Source organism: Pseudonocardia sp. DSM 110487, assembly GCF_019468565.1.
In the GTDB taxonomy this organism is placed as follows: Bacteria; Actinomycetota; Actinomycetes; order Mycobacteriales; family Pseudonocardiaceae; genus Pseudonocardia.
Genome location: NZ_CP080521.1, coordinates 9,380,549 through 9,396,100 on the forward strand (window position 1 = coordinate 9,380,549; position 15,552 = coordinate 9,396,100).

The following is a 15,552-nucleotide window of genomic DNA, read 5'->3' on the forward strand; positions in this document are numbered from 1 at the left end:
GGCGTGGATCCTGACTCGCCGTCGGAGCTGTTCGACCCCGCCGCGTGGCGCCCGGTCGAGGGCTTCGACTTCGCCGACATCACCTACCACCGGGCGGTGGACACCGGAGCGGTGCGGATCGCGTTCCACCGCCCCGAGGTCCGCAACGCGTTCCGGCCCGGCACGGTCGACGAGCTGTACCGCGCCCTCGACCACGCCCGGCAGACACCCGACGTCGGCTGCGTGCTGCTCACCGGCAACGGGCCGTCCCCCAAGGACGGCGGCTGGGCGTTCTGCTCCGGCGGCGACCAGCGCATCCGCGGCCGCACCGGCTACCAGTACGCATCCGGGGAGACCGCGGAGACAGTGGACCGCGCCAGAGCCGGCCGGCTGCACATCCTCGAGTGCCAGCGGCTCATCCGCTTCATGCCGAAGATCGTGATCGCGGTCGTACCCGGCTGGGCCGCGGGCGGCGGCCACTCGCTGCACGTCACGTGCGACATGACGCTGGCCAGCGCCGAGCACGCCCGGTTCAAGCAGACCGACGCCGACGTCGGCTCGTTCGACGGCGGCTACGGCTCGGCGTACCTGGCCCGGCAGGTAGGGCAGAAGTTCGCCCGCGAGATCTTCTTCCTCGGCCGCGAGTACACGGCGGAGGACGCCCACCGGATGGGCATGGTCAACGCCGTCGTGCCGCACGCCGACCTGGAGAAGGTGGCGCTCGAGTGGGCGCGGGAGGTCAACGGCAAGTCGCCGACGGCCCAGCGGATGCTGAAGTACTCCTTCAACCTCATCGACGACGGCCTGGTCGGCCAGCAGCTGTTCGCGGGCGAGGCCACGCGCCTCGCCTACATGACCGACGAGGCGGTGGAGGGCCGCGACGCCTTCCTGCAGAAGCGCGAGCCGGACTGGACCGCGTACCCGTGGCACTACTGAGAACGGTGGCCGTCGACGGCTCCCCCGCAGCCGTCGGCGGGCTCGTCTCGGCACTCCGCGACGCCCTCACGGGCGGCTCCCCGGTGCTGCCGGTCGGCCCCGGCGAGTCCGGCGTCGATGGCGACCCGGGCGAGGGGGCCGCGGTCGTGATCGCCACCTCCGGATCCACGGGCGCCGCGAAGCACGTGGTGCTCTCGGCGGCCGCGCTGCAGGCGTCGGCGCGGGCCACGGCCGAGCGGCTCGGCGGCCCCGCCCGGTGGCTGCTCGCGCTGCCCGCCCACCACGTCGCGGGTGTGCAGGTGGTGGTCCGCTCCCTGCTCGCGGGCGCCCCACCGGTGGTGCAGGACCTGCGCGGCGGCTTCCGCCCCGACGACTTCGCCGCCGCCACGCGCGAGCTCGGTACCGGACGACGCTGCACGAGCCTCGTACCGACCCAGCTCGGAAGGCTCCTCGACGCGGATGGCGCCGCGATCGACGCGCTGCGCGGCTACGCCGCCGTGCTCGTCGGCGGGGCTGCCCTCGCGCCGCGGCTGCACGCGCGGGCCATCGCCGAGGGCGTCGCGGTCGTCACGACCTACGGGATGAGCGAGACCGCGGGCGGCTGCGTCTACGACGGTGTCCCGCTCGACGGGGTGCGGGTCGAGCTGGAGGACGGCGGGCGGATCCGGCTCGGCGGCCCGACCCTCGCCGACGGCTACCTCGGCGATCCGGAGCTCACGGCGGCCGCATTCGCCGGCGGATGGTTCCGGACCGGCGATCTCGGCCGGTGGCGGGACGGCAGGCTCGAGGTTCTCGGCCGGGCCGACGACGTGATCATCACGGGCGGGGAGAACGTCGCCCCCGCGGCCGTGGAGCGGGCACTCATCGCGCAGGACGGGGTGATCGCCGCCTGCGTCGTCGGGGTACCCGATCCCGAGTGGGGGCAGGTGGTCGCGGCTGCGGTGGTGCTCGACGGCCCCCTCGACCCGGCGCTCGCCCAGCGACTGCGGGCGGGGGTGCGCACCGCGCTAGGGCGGGCCGCGGTGCCCCGGATCCTGCGCGCCGTGCCGGCGATCCCGCTGCGCGGCATCGGCAAACCCGATCGGGTGGCGGCGGCCCGACTGCTCACCGCCGATGCCTCCTCTGCCCGAATCGGCGACTCCTCACACCCCCGCACTGGATGATCTTGTCCTACATCCCTTTGGGCCCGTCACTCTGGGTTGATTGACGAACACTGGCCGCGTTCGGTCTCCTGCCTCGTGAGGCACATCCGTCACACGAGCATCAAGGGGACGACGGCATGAAGTGGGGCACGGTGACCGCACTGCTCGGCATCGCGAGCAGCTTCGTGCTCGGCCCCACGGCGCCCGCAGGCGCCGGCCCGCCGACCGCTTCCTGGACCGCCGACCTCCAGCACGGAGAAGCCGCGGGCGTCGTGCTCGACGATGGCGTGGCCCGGATCGACCCGGACACGGCGTTCGTCGCCGTCGCTGAAGGCGCTCCGCCGGACGGCACCGCTGAACCGACGGGCCTGCTGACCTTCCCCGCCCGCAGGCTCGAGGCGGCCACCGACCACGTCGCCGTCACGGTGACGGGCGAGGTGCCGGCGGGCGCCACCGCCACCGTCGACGTCAGAGGGCGGCGCGGCACCGGCGGGTGGACGGAGTGGATCCCGGCCACGTCCGGGCTGGACGGCCCCGCCGTCACGCTCCCGGTCGCGTCGGCAGAGGTACAAGCCCGGCTCGTCCTCTCCGGGGACCCGACGAACGGGCCCGCCGTCCGGGAGGTGGCCCTCGCCGCCCGTCCCGCACCACCGGGCCGGGGCGAGTCCGACGAGCGGGCCGTCGCGCTCTCCTACCACGTGTTCGCGACGCGCGAGGGGCTCGTCGGCGGCAAGACCGCGAACGGGCACGTGATCCGCGACCACGACCACTTCGTGGCGCTCCCGTCCCGCCGGGCACTCGCGCCGCGCGGCACCAGCGACTACTCGGTGAAGGTGTGCGCACCGACCGGGCGCTGCGCGTTCGCGCCGGTGTGGGACGTCGGGCCGTGGAACACCCGCGACGACTACTGGAACCCCGGCCACCGGCGGCAGCAGTGGGGCGACCTACCGCAAGGGGTGCCGCAGGCCCAGGCCGCCCACGACGGCGGCTACAACGACGGGAAGGACCAGTACGACCGCAGGGTCGCGAACCCGGCTGGCATCGACCTCGCCGACGGGCTCTTCTGGGACGCCCTCGGGCTGAAGAACAACGCATGGGTCGACGTCGAGTACCTGTGGACCGGCACGGAGAGCCTGGCGATGGTGCAGGCCGACGCCGACGTACGAGCGGCCCCGGACGCCGCGGCCGCCGTCGTCGGGTTCGCGGCGGGCCGCGCCTCCGTGCCGGTGCAGTGCGTGCAGGACCGCTGGTTGCGCATCGGCGCCAACCAGTACGTGGAAGCCGCCGCCGTAGCCGACCCACCCCAGGCCGCAGCCTGCGCCCCGACTCGCACGCACTGACACCGCGACTCGCGTACACGGAGACCGCGACTCGCGAGTGCAGGGCGCGAAATCTCCGCGAGTCGCGGTCTGGGTGTACGCGAGTCGCGGTCTGAATGCGACGTGGGGTCGCGTCTGCAGGCCCTATAACGTGCGTGCGTGGCCACGCTCGCGCAGTGGGTGGAGGGTGCTCGACCGCGCACCCTGCCGACCGCCCTCTCCCCCGTCATCGCCGGTACCGGAGCAGCGATCGGGCACGGCGTCGTTGCACCGGGACGGGCGGTGCTGGCACTGGTCGTCGCGGTCTCGCTCATGATCGGTGTCAACTACGCCAACGACTACTCCGACGGCATCCGCGGCACGGACGACGACCGCGTGGGGCCGCTGCGGCTGGTCGGGTCGCAGCTCGCCGCCCCGTCGACGGTCCGGACCGCGGCGTTCTTCGCGTTCGGGGTGGCCGGGGTCGCCGGGCTGACCCTGATATCGCTGAGCCAGCAGTGGTGGCTGATCGCGGTCGGCGCGGTCTGCATCGTGGCCGCCTGGTACTACACCGGAGGGTCCCGCCCCTACGGCTACCTGGGGTTCGGGGAAATCGCGGTCTTCGTCTTCTACGGGCTCGTCGGGGTGCTCGGCACCGTGCTCACGCAGAGCGGCCCGCCGGGGGCGCTCGCCGTGATCACCGCGATCGGCGTCGGCATGCTCACGAGCGCGGTGCTGGTTGCCAATAACCTGCGCGACATCCCCACCGACACCGCCGTGGGCAAGCGCACGCTCGCCGTGCGGATGGGCGATCGCGACACCCGCCGCCTCTACACCGCGCTGACGCTGCTGCCGTTCGTGCTGTCCGCGGGTGCCGGGCTGCGCAGCTGGCCGATGCTGCTGGCTCTGCTGGCGTTGCCGTTCGCGGTGCTGCCGAACCGGGACGTCCTGCGCGGCGCGGAGGGCGCGAAGCTCATCAAGGTGCTTGCCCAGACCGGCGTGTTGTTACTGGTCTGGTCAGTGCTGACCGCGATCGGCCTTGCGGTCGGACGGTTCGTCTGACGCGACGAGCGGCTCACCTGCCGAGCCGTCGCCCCGCAGCTTCGCCCGCAGCGCCTCCCGCTCGCGGGCCCGCCGTTCCCGGGCGGCGCTCAGCGCCCCGTCCAGCCGCGCCCGCAGCCCTCGGAAGAGCACCATCGACAGCGGCAGCGCCACGATCAGCGCCACAAGCACGGCTATGGCGAGTGGAACGCCTGCCACCAGCAGCAACCCGGTGACGAGGGCTACCAACGCGACGCGGGCGGCCGTGTAGAGCGCCACGGTGGCGGCAAGGCCGGGCTGCCGCTCCGCGGGGGTCGGCGACGTCATACACCGAGCGTACGACCGGAGCAGGAGACTGTTGGTGGCGGCCGCGCTGACCTGTCCGGTTCGTCCTTTAAGAGCCCTTTACCTGCGGACAACCGTTCGAGTACCTGGGGTCCGAGGTGTCACGATAGCCCGGAAAGCACCGCGTTCTGGGAGGTCATCGATGTCGATCACGGCGCACACCCCGAGCAACGAGCGCCTGCTCACCCCCGGTGAGGTGGCGGCACTCTTTCGGGTCGACCCGAAGACGGTCACCCGCTGGGCCTCCGCGGGCCGGATCGGGTCGATCCGCACGCCCGGCGGCCACCGGCGGTTCCGCGAGTCCGAGGTGCGGAGCATGCTGGCCGACCTCACGAGCGAGGCCATCCTGCCGCCCGCCCGCCCCTGAACGAGCCCCGTTCACAGCACTTCACCCCGCCCCCGCACGTCCTCGGCTAACCTCGGCTGCGGAGGTGGTTCGACAATGCTTTTCCTCATCGCATTCGTCGGCGCCGCGATCATCGCTCTGGTGCTGTGGAAGGCGATGAACTCCGGCGCCGTCGAGTTCCCGCAGCCCCAGCGGCGAGGTCCGGTGGCCGGAGTGAGCCGGGCACCACGCGTGACCGGCCCGGACGACGACCCCGACTTCCTACGTCAACTTGACGAGAAGGTCCGCAGGCGCGACGAGCCGCCCGGGGCCTGAGCCCCCGGCCTTCAGGCAGGGGGCCCCTCGAACGCGTCGGCCACTGCCGCCGCAACTTCCAGCAAGGCGAGCCGGGTGCCCGGCTCGAGGCGGTCGAGGTCCACCTCGGCGCCCTCCTCGAGATGCGCGTCGAACGGGATCCGAGTCACCGTGCGGCAGCGCGCCGCGAAGTGCTCGGCCACCTTCGCGAGATCCACGCCGCCCGCTGAGCGGTGCACGCAGTTGATCACGGCCACGGAGTTCTTGACCAGGTCGCCGTGCCCGTGGGCGTCGAGCCAGTCCATCGTGGCCGACGCGCTGCGCGCGCCGTCGATCGAACCGGACGACACGATGATCAGCTGATCGGCGAGCCCGAGCACGCCGTACATCGCCGAGTGCATGAGTCCGGTGCCGCAGTCGGTGAGCACGATGTTGTAGAAGTGCTCCAGCAGCGTGACGGTGCGGCGGTAGTCGTCCTCGCTGAACGCCTCCGACACCGCGGGGTCCTGCTCGCTCGCCAGCACCTCGAGGCGGGAGGGGCCCTGCGAGGTGTAGGCCCTGACGTCGCTGTAGCGGCGCACGCGCTGGGCGTCGCGCAGCAGGTTGCGCACGGTGGCGCTGGTCTCGAGCGGGATCTTCTGGCTGAGCGTGCCGCGGTCGGGGTTGGCGTCGACCGCTACCACCCGGTCGCCGCGCAGCGAGGCGAACGTCGCTCCGAGCGTTGCGGTGACCGTGGTCTTGCCGACGCCGCCCTTGAGGCTCAAGATGGCGATCTTGTAGCAGCCGAGCAGCGGCCGGTTGACCCGCGCCGTCAGCTCCCGCTTGTGGATGTCGGCCGGGCTCTCGCCCGGGTTGATCAGCCGTCCCGACACGAGGTAGACGAACCGCCGCCAGCCGGACTGCGGCGGCTTGCGGGTGGGCGCCAGCAGCACGCGCGCGTTGGTCAGATCGGGGCGGGTCGCCCGGCCGCTGCGGGCCCGCTGCGCCTCCTGGGCCGCCATCGCGCCTGGGTCGATCCAGCGCGCGGTGCCGCGTGGTGGGGTGCGGGGCTCGACGGGCTGTTCGTCCGCTGCTGGCCGCTCGAGCCGCAGCTGGTTCGGCATCGTCGTGTCGCCGACGCCGGGCTCCTCCGAGTCGCGCGTGTCGGGGTCGGGACGCGGTGCGGACGGCTCCGATGGCGTGACCGGCGCCGACGCCGCCCGGGACGGGGCGGCACCCCAGCGCTCGCGGACATACCGGCCCACGGAGCCGTCCGGGTAGTCCCGATCGTCACCGGATTGACGCTCTGTCATCAGTACATCCCGCCGAGCGCATTAAGTCGACCGTTGAACCCCCACACGGACGCCGACGGTAGTCGGCCGACTGCCGGGGGTCGAGGCGCGGTCGGGTGGCGCCGTGTCACTCGGCGTCAGCCCAACCCGGCGTACGAGTGCAGACCGGCGACGACCATGTTGATGAAGAAGAGGTTGAAAATAATCGTAGCGAAGCCGGCGACGTTGACCCACGCCGCCCGACCGGTGCGCCAGCCCGCTGTCGCACGGGCGTGGAGGTACGCCGCGTATATCACCCATGAGACGAACGCGACGGTCTCCTTCGGGTCCCAGCCCCAGAACCGGCCCCACGCGGCCTCTGCCCAGATCGCGCCCGTGATGATCGCGAACGTGAACAGGGGGAACGCGACGATCGTGATGCGGTAGGCGAGCCGGTCGAGGGCATCGGCAGCCGGCAGCTTCTCGGCGAACTCGGCGAACAGTCCCGAACGGCGCAGCAGGAACAGCAGGCTCACGACGCCCGCCACGACCAGCAGCCCGGACGAGATGCTGATGGTGCTCACGTGGATGCTCATCCAGTACGAGCGCAGCGGCGGCACCACGGGCCCCGCGGGCGCGTAGAGCACCGATCCGGCCAGCGCCATCAGGACGAGCACCGGGAACAGCACGAACGGGCCCGCGGGCCGCGTGGCGGGCGACCGGCGAAGCACGACCAGCCACGTGACGACCGCGGCGACGCAGATCGCCGCGATGAACTCGTACATGTTGCCCAACGGCCAGCGCTCGGCCGCGAGCCCGCGGGTGGCGATCGACGCGAGCTGCAGCGCCGCCCCGAGCACGGCGAGCGCAACGGCCATCCGGCCGAAGCGCTCCGGCCGGCTCCGCGCCGGCTCGTCCCCCTGCGCCTCGTCCGGCCCGTCCGCGCCCACGAGGACGGGCGCCTTGGCCCGCGCCGCCGCGAACTCCACGGCGTGGAAGATCATCGCCAGTGCGTAGATCCCCACAGCCGCCACGAAGAGGCGATCGCTGAAGGTGGCGAGTTCGACGAGCATCAACTCTCCTCACGTGGTTCAAGCAGGTCCGCCCGCATCCGGTCGAACTCCTCGCCATACCCGGCCCGGTCGGTACGGGCCAGCCCGCCGAGCTCGACGACCGTGCGGGCGCCGTCGTCGGTCGGCGTGAGCCGCGCCCAGAACCGGCGCCTGCGGATCGTCAGCGAGAGGCCGAGACCGCCCAGCAGGAGCACGGCGAAGACGAGCACGGCCTCCTGGCCCGGGTCGTAGCTGACCTGCAGGTACGCCCAGTTCTGCACGTCGTCGAAACGGACGACGGTGCCGTCGTCGAGGGTCAGCGACTGGCCCGGCACCAGGTTGGCCCGCGCGACCCGGGTCAGCGCGCCGGAGTCGACCATTTGCTGGTCCACCTGGAAGATCGACTGGCCGCGGCCGTCGTCGAGCCCGAGGTCGCCGCGCAGGACGTCGACCGCGACCTCGGGGGCGAGCAGGGCCGGGAACACCGATGTGACGATGTCCCCGCCGGACGACGTCGGGGCGAAGAGGCCGGTGATGGCGAGCTGGGATGTGCGCCGCTTCTCCTCGTCGGTGACGCCGGGCGGCTCGAACTTCGTGGCGCCCTCCGAGAGGAGGGTCGCCTGGTCGACGGGCCGCCACTGGATCTCGCCGGTGCGCTGCTGCCCGTCCGGCCACGTGACGGTGAAGCGCGGCGCGTACCCGTGGCCGAGCAGGTAGACGCGGTTGCCGTCGACCCGCAGGGGGTGGTTGACCTCGAGCAGGTGGGTGCGCCACTCGTCGGATCCGGCCTCGACGTCCTCCGCGCCCTGGTAGGACAGTTGGCCGCGGAAGCTCTCGGCCTGCCCGTTCGGCTGGAAGTCCGCCTGGAAGTCGTCGAGGCGCACGCAGAACGGGGTGAGGTCGGTGCCGTCGACGCGCAGTCCCGCGCGGAACGTGTCGTAGCCGAGGATGCCGGTGTTGCAGAACTGGCCGCCGCCCGACATGACGATGACCTGGCCCTCGTAACCGAAGAGCTTGCCCGCGGCGAAGCCGAGGAGCAGGCCGATCAGGCTCAGGTGGAACACCAGGTTGCCCGCCTCGCGCAGGTACCCCTTCTCGCCGGAGAGCGTGCGTCCCTTCCCGTCCGGTCGCTCGACGAGCCGCCAGCCGCGCAGCCGGGACCGGACGCGCTGGGTGGCCTCGTCGATACCGACGTCGAGGGTGGCGTCCGCGTGGTGCGGCATCCGCGCCAGGTTGCGCGGGGTGGCCACCGGCTCGGCCCGCATCGCCGTGAAGTGCTCCAGGGTGCGCGGCAGCACGCAGCCGATCAGCGAGATCATCAGCAGCAGGTAGATCGCGGCGAACCACGGCGCGGCGAACAGGTCGAAGAACCCGAGGCGGTCGAGCGTGGGCGCGAGCCACGGGTAGTCGGCGAAGTACTGGTCGACGAGCCGCTGGTTGAGCGATCGCTGCGGCAGGAGCGCCCCGGGAAGCGCCGCGAGCGCCAACAGGAAGAGCAGCACGAGCGCGGTGCGCATCGAGGTGAGCCCGCGCCACGCGTTGCGCAGCAATGCCCACACCCCCGCGAGTCGCGCCCTGGGTGCACGCGAGTCGCGGTCTGGGTGCAGACGAGTCGGGGTCTCGGTGCTCATCTACAGCACCGGGACGAAGCCGGCGACGGAGACCTGCAGATGGGCCAGCAGATCGCCCCAGAGCCCGGTGACCAGCAGCACCCCGACGGCCACCATCAGCGTCCCGCCGGCGAGCTGGATCGCGCGGGTGTGGCGGCGCAGCCAGCCGAGGGCCCGCATCGCCCGCGACGCGCCGAGCGCGATGAGCACGAACGGCAGCCCGAGCCCCGCGCAGTAAGCGATGGTGAGCACGACGCCGCGCAGGGATCCGCCGCCGGTGCCCGCGGCCACCGCGACGACGCCCGCGAGCGTCGGCCCGATGCACGGCACCCACCCGAGGCCGAACACCGCCCCGAGCAGCGGCGCGCCCCAGACCCCCGCGCGCGGGACCCAGTGCACCCGCTTCTCCCGCTGGAGCACGGGCACCAGGCCGACGAACGCCAGCCCCATCACGATCATCACGACGCCGCCCACACGCTGCAGCACGGCCTCGTTGGCCACGAGCGCGTCGGCCAGCCATACGACGCCGGTGAGGATCGCGCCGAACACGACCGTGAAGCCCGCGACGAAGAGCGCGGCGGCCCCGGCGACGCGGAACCGGCCGGTCCGCCGCTCCTCGGCCTCGGGGAGCGTGGCAGGCGGGGCGTCGGCGCCGACGAGCCCGGCGAGGTACGCGAGGTAGCCGGGGACGAGCGGGACCACGCACGGCGACGCGAAGCTGACCGCGCCGGCCAGCACGGCCACGGCGGCTGCGAGCAGCAGCGGTCCGGAGACCGCGAGGGTCGTCGAGGGGTCCATCACCCAAGAGGGTAGGCCGCGTGCTAGTGGGCACCGGCACCGGGTTCTACACGGCGTAGTGGATCGTGCCGACTTCACACACCCAGCACGGACTTCACACAACGCCGGCCTTGTGTGAAGTGGCCACTGGCTGTGTGAAGTGACTATCAGGGGGACGGGGAGGGCTCCGCCTGCAGGCGTTGGACCAGCGGCATCAGCTCCGGCACCCGGACCACCGTCAGGAACACCGCCGCCACTCGGTGCTGCTCGTCGAGCACTAGCGTCGAGGGCACGGTGTTGCGCGGGTAGCCGCTGAGGCGGGCCAGGATGCGGCCGGGCGGGTCGAAAACCGAGTCGAACGTGACGCCCCGGTCGCGCACGAAGTCGGCCGCCGCCTGGCGCTCGTCGCGGACGTCGATGCCGAGCACCGCGGCGCCGGTCTGCTCCTGCACGAACTGCAGCCCCGGCATCTCCTCGCGGCAGGGGCCGCACCACGAGCCCCAGATGTTGACGATCACGACCTTGCCGGCGTAGTCGTCGAGGCCCACCGTGGCGCCGTCGTGGAGCAGGCTGTCGCCCGAGATCCCCCTGACCGTGCCGCGGCTCTCCGGCGGGTCGTAGCGGATCGTGGTCTGGCCGCCCGGCGCGACGAACTGGAAGTCCCCACCCGTGGCCACCGCCTCCTTGGTGGCGGAGCAGCCTGCCAGGAGCAACGCGGCGAGCGCGGCGGCGATCAGGCGGATCATGCGCCCGTCTGCCTCGGGTCGCTTGCGCCCGCGGGCTCCGTGTAGCGCAGTTGCGTGAGCTCGGTGCCGGTGAAGACGAGCGAGGTGAGCGACGCGAGGGCGCATTGCCTGCGCCGCGGGTCGTGCCACAGCCGCTGCCCGGTGACGAACCGGCGCAGCGTCCAGATCGGCAGCTGGTGCGAGACGCACACCGCCTCGTGCCCCTCGGCGAGCGTCCTCGCCCGGTGGACCGCGGCGAACATGCGGTGCGCGATCTGCAGGTACGGCTCGCCCCACGAGGGCGTGAAAGGGTCGCGCAGCAGCGGCCAGTGGCGCGGGCTGCGCAGGGCGCCGTCCCCGACGGAGACGGACTTGCCCTCGAACCGGTTGTCCGCCTCGATCAGCCCGTCCTCCGTCTGCACGTCCAGCCCGTGGAGCGCGGCGATCGGCGCGGCAGTCTCCTGCGCCCGCTCGAGGGGGGAGGCGAGTACCGCCGTCACGTCGGCGTCGGCGAGTGCCTTGGCGACGATCTCGGCCTGGTTGCGACCGTTCTCGGAGAGGTGGAACCCGGGCAGCCTGCCGTACAGGATCCCCGTGGGGTTGTGCACCTCGCCGTGGCGCAGCAGGTGGACGACCGTGCGCACGCCTGTCATTGCGCGGCCTCGGCGGGCGGAGTTGCCGTGGCCGCCGCCTTCGCCGCTGCCGGGAGCGCGTCGGCGATCACCTGCCAGGTGTCGTCGTCGAGCGCAGCGGAGACGAACCACGCCTCGAACGCGCTCGGTGGCGGGTACACCCCGCGGTCGAGCAGCGCGTGGAAGAAGCCGGGGAACCGCCAGGTGGCAGCGGCCTGGGCGCCCGCGTAGTCGTGCACCTCGTCGTCGGTGAAGAACACCGAGAGGAGGTTGCCCGCGAACTGGACGCGGTGCGGCACGCCCTCGGCCTTCAGCGCGTCGCCGATGAGGCCGCCGAGCCGGGCCGCGTTCGCATCGAGCGCGGCGTAGACCTCGGCGTCGGCATGCCGCAGGGTCGCGAGACCCGCGGCGACGGCGACGGGGTTCCCGGACAGCGTCCCGGCCTGGTAGACGGGGCCGGCCGGAGCGAGGTAGCTCATGTGCGCCGCCGGGCCGCCGAACGCCGCGGCGGGCAGGCCACCGGACATGACCTTGCCGAACGTGTAGAGGTCGCCGGCGACGCCGTCCAGCCCGAACCAGCCGGAAGCCGACACCCGGAACCCGGTCATCACCTCGTCGATCACGAGCAGGGCACCCGCCTCGTGGCAGATCTCGCGCAGCCCCGCGTTGAACCCGGGACGCGGGGCGATCGCGCCCATGTTGCCCGCCGCCGCCTCGGTGATCACGCAGGCGATGTCGGCGCCGCGCTCGGCGAAGACCGCCCGCACCGCGTCGAGGTCGTTGTACGGGAGCACGATCGTGTCGGCCGCCTGCGCCCCAGTGACGCCGGGGCTGGTCGGCAGCCCGAGGGTGGCCACCCCGGATCCGGCCTGCGCGAGCAGCGCGTCGACGTGCCCGTGGTAGCAGCCCGCGAACTTGACGATGCCGCGGCGGCCGGTGATCCCGCGGGCGAGCCGGATCGCGCTCATCGTGGCCTCGGTGCCGGAGTTGACCAGCCGCACCTGCTCGACGGGGTCGACCCGGCCGATGATCTCCTCGGCCAGCTCCACCTCGGCAGGCGTCGGCGCCCCGAACGAGAGGCCCTGCCCCGCGGCCGTGCGCACCGCGTCGACCACGGCGGGGTGCGCGTGCCCGAGGATCATCGGACCCCATGAGCTGATGAGGTCGACGTAGCGGTTCCCGTCGGCGTCGGTGAGCCACGGACCGGCCGCGGACACGAGGAACCGCGGCGTGCCGCCGACCGCGGAGAACGCCCGAACCGGGGAGTTCACCCCGCCGGGGATCGCAGCGGACGCCCTGTCGAACAGGCGACGCGACGTCTCGGTGCGCGCGGCGGTCTCGGGGCCGGAAGGAATCGGCGAGCTAGCCACGGGAGCCAGTCTCACATCCGCGCGCCGAGAGGTGTGGCCCGGGACCTGCTGCCTAGGAGGGTCCTGAACAACTCAGGCCGTAGCGAGCGGCGTCCAGGTGGTGTCCTCGCAAGGCGGACGATCGCGCCGATACCGCTGTTGTATCGGTGCGATCGTCCAACGCGGCGAGGGCGCCGCCTGGGCGCCGCGCAGTAGGCCTGAGATGTTCAGGGCGCTCCTAGGAGCGCACTCCCCGGAACCAGCGGGTCGGTTCGGGCAGGAACATGATGATCGTGCCGCCGACCGATGCCGCCACGATGGCAAGGACCATCACCAGTGCGGTCGGGACGGCGCCCAACCCGAGCAACGCGCTGCCGAGCATCACGATGGCGAATCCCACCGTCATGACCGTGAGGATGATGCGCGCCCAGTTCCGTCGAAAGAACGCCAGTACCGCGAACAGTATGTAGATGAGCGGAATGACGAGGAGCATGCCGCCGAGTACGCCACTGAGTGCCCTGAGTGCCTCGACGTACTGCTCCAGCGTGATATCGGCCCGCTCCAGGTAGCCGGGCGGTGGCGCGAGCTCTGGCGGGAGCTGGGCCGCATCCGTCGGCACGGCGATACCGGTCAGACCGGCAACCCCTGCCAGCAGGAAAGGCACCGAGCTGAGAATCAGCAGCACGAGTGCGAGGATCATGATTCCCGGGCGGCTGACGGGCTCCGCGGCGTCGGGCCCGAGGCCCGCAGCGTCCGCACCGAACGGGGTGCCTGCGTACTGACCGGGCTGGCCGTACGGGTTGTACTGCGGCGGCTGGCCGTACTGACCGGGCTGAGCGCCGTACTGCCCGTACTGACCGGGCTGCTGCTGCCCGTACTGCTGTCCCTGCTGCGCATACGGGTTGTACGGGGACGCCTGGCCGTATCCGGGGGGCGGCTGCTGGCCGTACTGGCCGGGTTGACCGTACTGGCCCGGCTGGCCGTGGGGTTGCTGCCCGTACTGCCCCTGCTGCGGGTACGGCTGCTGGCCGTACTGCTGCGGCTGAGCGGGCTGCTGTCCTTGAGCACCCGGCTGCCCCGACCCGTCGCTCGGCGGAGCGGCATCCGACCGGTCGTCGGGCTGTTGTCCCCCGCTACGCGGGTCGGAGGGTGTGCTCACGGCGTCACCGTAGGTCCACGAATCCGCGACTGTCCACGGAAGTTCTCAGTCCTTGCTCTTGTGGATGTCTTCGGACATCCGCACCACGGCGTAGAAGAACTCGAGCATGACCCTGAAGAAAACCAGGTAGAACAGCGCGATGACGCCACCGACGACGAGGGTGGCCAGGCCGAAGACCGCGCTCTGGACGAACGAAGAGATCACCATGACGATCCAGCCGAGGCCCAGCAGGACCATTCCGACGATGTAGAGGATCTTCACGACGGACGGGGTGGCGAAGGTCTTGAACTCGAAGTCGAAAAGGGCCGCGAACGGGCTGTTCGCCTGCCCCTGCGGACCACCGACGGGCTGCCCCGGCGGCGGCCCGAACGCGCCGGGCTGGCCCGGCTGCTGGTAGCCACCCCATGCGGGCGGAGGTTGCTGCTGCTGCTGCCCGAACCCGCTCGGGTAGGGCGGCGGCTGCTGCTGCTGCGCGCCCGGCCAACCCTGCTGGCTGGGCTGGTACTCGCCGGGAGCACCCGGGTCGTTGGTCATCGCAGTTCCTCCACCTGATCAAGGGGTCGTGATCTTAACCCGGATGGCCGAATCGCGCCGGTCACCCGCGGAAACACACGGTTCTGAACGGTCACAGCCGCGTCGCGATCTCCGTGGCCCAGTACGTCAGAACGATGTCGGCGCCGGCACGGCGGATACCGGTGAGCGTCTCGAGGACCGCGCGATCACGCTCGATCCACCCGTTGGCGGCAGCGGCCTCGATCATCGCGTACTCGCCAGACACCTGGTACGCGGCCACCGGGACGTCGGCCGTCTCCGCCACGGCGCGCAGGACATCGAGGTAGGCCATGGCCGGCTTGACCATGACCATGTCGGCGCCCTCCTCGAGGTCGAGGGCGAGCTCGCGCAGCGCCTCACGCACATTGGCGCCGTCCTGCTGGTAGGTCTTGCGGTCGCCGGTGAGCTGCGACTCCACCGCCTGCCGGAACGGCCCGTAGAACGCGGACGTGTACTTCGCGGTGTAGGCGAGGATGCCTGCGTCGATGTGCCCCGCGGCGTCGAGCGCCTCCCGGATCACGCCGACCTGCCCGTCCATCATCCCGCTGGGGCCCACGACGTGGGCGCCCGCCTCGACCTGGGCCACCGCCATGTCGGCGTAGACGGCGAGGGTTGCGTCGTTGTCCACCCGGCCCTCGTCGTCGAGCACACCGCAGTGGCCGTGGTCGGTGAACTCGTCGAGGCAGGTGTCGGCCATCACGACCGTGGCGTCCCCCACCTCGGCGCGCACGTCGCGCAGCGCGACGTTCAGCACGCCGTCCGGGTCGACGCCGGCAGAGCCGGTGGCGTCGTGCCGGGCCGGCACGCCGAACAGCATCAACCCGCCGACCCCGGCCTGGACCGCCTCGGCCGCGGCCTTGCGCAGCGAATCGCGCGTGTGCTGCACGACGCCCGGCATCGACGCGATCGGCACCGGCTCGGCGGCGCCTTCCTTGACGAACATCGGCAGCACCAGGTGCCGGGGCCGCAGGTCCGTCTCGGCAACGAGCCGGCGCATGGCCGGGGTGGTGCGCAGCCGCCGGGGCCGGTGGGTCGGGAACGCCATGGGGCCCAGCCTACGACCGG

17 protein-coding genes are annotated in these 15,552 nt (G+C 72.2%); 6 read left to right on the forward strand and 11 right to left on the reverse strand.

Translation table 11 applies throughout. The annotated features are described in order from the left end of the window. Positions 1–3 precede the first annotated feature (3 nt). From K1T35_RS44255 to K1T35_RS44270, 4 genes are all read left to right on the forward strand, one after another. Positions 4–915: a 1,4-dihydroxy-2-naphthoyl-CoA synthase gene (locus tag K1T35_RS44255; protein ID WP_220257614.1), complete on the forward strand. Its 912-nt coding sequence runs from the start codon at positions 4–6 to the stop codon at positions 913–915. Continuing rightward, complete coding sequence (gene menE, locus K1T35_RS44260) at positions 912–2,078, forward strand: o-succinylbenzoate--CoA ligase (RefSeq protein WP_220263241.1); 1,167 nt, start codon at positions 912–914, stop codon at positions 2,076–2,078. The genes K1T35_RS44255 and menE overlap by 4 nt, the downstream gene beginning before the upstream one ends. Before the next feature lie 116 nt (positions 2,079–2,194). Continuing rightward, on the forward strand, positions 2,195–3,397 hold the full coding sequence (locus K1T35_RS44265; protein WP_220257615.1) for a hypothetical protein: 1,203 nt from the start codon (positions 2,195–2,197) through the stop codon (positions 3,395–3,397). Positions 3,398–3,535: 138 nt separating this feature from the next. Next, positions 3,536–4,417, forward strand: a complete 882-nt coding sequence (locus tag K1T35_RS44270; protein ID WP_220257616.1) for a 1,4-dihydroxy-2-naphthoate polyprenyltransferase — start codon at positions 3,536–3,538, stop codon at positions 4,415–4,417. On the opposite strand, the gene K1T35_RS44275 is transcribed toward K1T35_RS44270, so the two are convergent. Then, complete coding sequence (locus K1T35_RS44275; protein ID WP_220257617.1) at positions 4,373–4,723, reverse strand: DUF4229 domain-containing protein; 351 nt, start codon at positions 4,721–4,723, stop codon at positions 4,373–4,375. The genes K1T35_RS44270 and K1T35_RS44275 overlap by 45 nt on opposite strands. A gap of 160 nt (positions 4,724–4,883) precedes the next feature. Here K1T35_RS44275 and K1T35_RS44280 point away from each other — a divergent pair, with 160 nt between their 5' ends. Continuing rightward, positions 4,884–5,108 (forward strand): BldC family transcriptional regulator, encoded by a 225-nt coding sequence (locus K1T35_RS44280; protein ID WP_304940838.1) that lies wholly within the window; start codon positions 4,884–4,886, stop codon positions 5,106–5,108. A 75-nt stretch (positions 5,109–5,183) separates the two neighbouring features. After that, positions 5,184–5,402 carry a hypothetical protein gene (locus tag K1T35_RS44285; protein ID WP_220257618.1) on the forward strand — a complete coding sequence of 73 codons (219 nt, stop codon included), beginning with the start codon at positions 5,184–5,186 and terminating at the stop codon, positions 5,400–5,402. A gap of 11 nt (positions 5,403–5,413) precedes the next feature. On the opposite strand, the gene K1T35_RS44290 is transcribed toward K1T35_RS44285, so the two are convergent. The 10 genes from K1T35_RS44290 to hemB form a co-directional block, all read right to left on the reverse strand. Then, a complete protein-coding gene (locus K1T35_RS44290) occupies positions 5,414–6,673 on the reverse strand; it encodes a MinD/ParA family protein (RefSeq protein WP_220257619.1) in 1,260 nt (419 codons plus the stop codon). A gap of 116 nt (positions 6,674–6,789) precedes the next feature. Continuing rightward, complete coding sequence (ccsB, locus tag K1T35_RS44295) at positions 6,790–7,704, reverse strand: c-type cytochrome biogenesis protein CcsB (RefSeq protein WP_220257620.1); 915 nt, start codon at positions 7,702–7,704, stop codon at positions 6,790–6,792. Further along, on the reverse strand, positions 7,704–9,314 hold the full coding sequence (locus K1T35_RS44300; RefSeq protein WP_220257621.1) for a cytochrome c biogenesis protein ResB: 1,611 nt from the start codon (positions 9,312–9,314) through the stop codon (positions 7,704–7,706). The genes ccsB and K1T35_RS44300 overlap by 1 nt, the downstream gene beginning before the upstream one ends. Next, positions 9,315–10,091 carry a cytochrome c biogenesis CcdA family protein gene (locus K1T35_RS44305; protein ID WP_220257622.1) on the reverse strand — a complete coding sequence of 259 codons (777 nt, stop codon included), beginning with the start codon at positions 10,089–10,091 and terminating at the stop codon, positions 9,315–9,317. A gap of 146 nt (positions 10,092–10,237) precedes the next feature. Continuing rightward, a complete protein-coding gene (locus tag K1T35_RS44310) occupies positions 10,238–10,816 on the reverse strand; it encodes a TlpA disulfide reductase family protein (protein ID WP_220257623.1) in 579 nt (192 codons plus the stop codon). Further along, entirely contained in the window at positions 10,813–11,448 is a 636-nt protein-coding gene (locus K1T35_RS44315; RefSeq protein ID WP_220257624.1) for a histidine phosphatase family protein, read from the reverse strand. The genes K1T35_RS44310 and K1T35_RS44315 overlap by 4 nt, the downstream gene beginning before the upstream one ends. Continuing rightward, a complete protein-coding gene (gene hemL, locus K1T35_RS44320; protein WP_220263243.1) occupies positions 11,445–12,782 on the reverse strand; it encodes a glutamate-1-semialdehyde 2,1-aminomutase in 1,338 nt (445 codons plus the stop codon). Before hemL ends, K1T35_RS44315 begins: the two co-directional genes overlap by 4 nt. A 232-nt stretch (positions 12,783–13,014) precedes the next feature. Further along, positions 13,015–13,935, reverse strand: a complete 921-nt coding sequence (locus K1T35_RS44325; protein ID WP_220257625.1) for a hypothetical protein — start codon at positions 13,933–13,935, stop codon at positions 13,015–13,017. Positions 13,936–13,980: 45 nt separating this feature from the next. Then, entirely contained in the window at positions 13,981–14,469 is a 489-nt protein-coding gene (locus K1T35_RS44330) for a DUF4282 domain-containing protein (protein WP_220257626.1), read from the reverse strand. A 91-nt stretch (positions 14,470–14,560) separates the two neighbouring features. Next, positions 14,561–15,532 (reverse strand): porphobilinogen synthase, encoded by a 972-nt coding sequence (gene hemB, locus K1T35_RS44335; RefSeq protein ID WP_220257627.1) that lies wholly within the window; start codon positions 15,530–15,532, stop codon positions 14,561–14,563. Between the last annotated feature and the right edge of the window lie 20 nt (positions 15,533–15,552).

Excerpts from the sequence above, each read along its gene's own strand:
- K1T35_RS44265 (WP_220257615.1), top strand. The coding sequence starts at position 2,195 with ATGAAGTGGGGCACGGTGACCGCACTGCTCGGCATCGCGAGCAGCTTC.
- K1T35_RS44275 (WP_220257617.1), bottom strand. The coding sequence starts at position 4,723 with ATGACGTCGCCGACCCCCGCGGAGCGGCAGCCCGGCCTTGCCGCCACC.
- K1T35_RS44280 (WP_304940838.1), top strand. The coding sequence starts at position 4,884 with ATGTCGATCACGGCGCACACCCCGAGCAACGAGCGCCTGCTCACCCCC.
- K1T35_RS44285 (WP_220257618.1), top strand. The coding sequence starts at position 5,184 with ATGCTTTTCCTCATCGCATTCGTCGGCGCCGCGATCATCGCTCTGGTG.
- K1T35_RS44290 (WP_220257619.1), bottom strand. The coding sequence starts at position 6,673 with ATGACAGAGCGTCAATCCGGTGACGATCGGGACTACCCGGACGGCTCC.
- ccsB (WP_220257620.1), bottom strand. The coding sequence starts at position 7,704 with ATGCTCGTCGAACTCGCCACCTTCAGCGATCGCCTCTTCGTGGCGGCT.
- K1T35_RS44300 (WP_220257621.1), bottom strand. The coding sequence starts at position 9,314 with ATGAGCACCGAGACCCCGACTCGTCTGCACCCAGACCGCGACTCGCGT.
- K1T35_RS44305 (WP_220257622.1), bottom strand. The coding sequence starts at position 10,091 with ATGGACCCCTCGACGACCCTCGCGGTCTCCGGACCGCTGCTGCTCGCA.
- K1T35_RS44310 (WP_220257623.1), bottom strand. The coding sequence starts at position 10,816 with ATGATCCGCCTGATCGCCGCCGCGCTCGCCGCGTTGCTCCTGGCAGGC.
- K1T35_RS44315 (WP_220257624.1), bottom strand. The coding sequence starts at position 11,448 with ATGACAGGCGTGCGCACGGTCGTCCACCTGCTGCGCCACGGCGAGGTG.
- K1T35_RS44330 (WP_220257626.1), bottom strand. The coding sequence starts at position 14,469 with ATGACCAACGACCCGGGTGCTCCCGGCGAGTACCAGCCCAGCCAGCAG.
- hemB (WP_220257627.1), bottom strand. The coding sequence starts at position 15,532 with ATGGCGTTCCCGACCCACCGGCCCCGGCGGCTGCGCACCACCCCGGCC.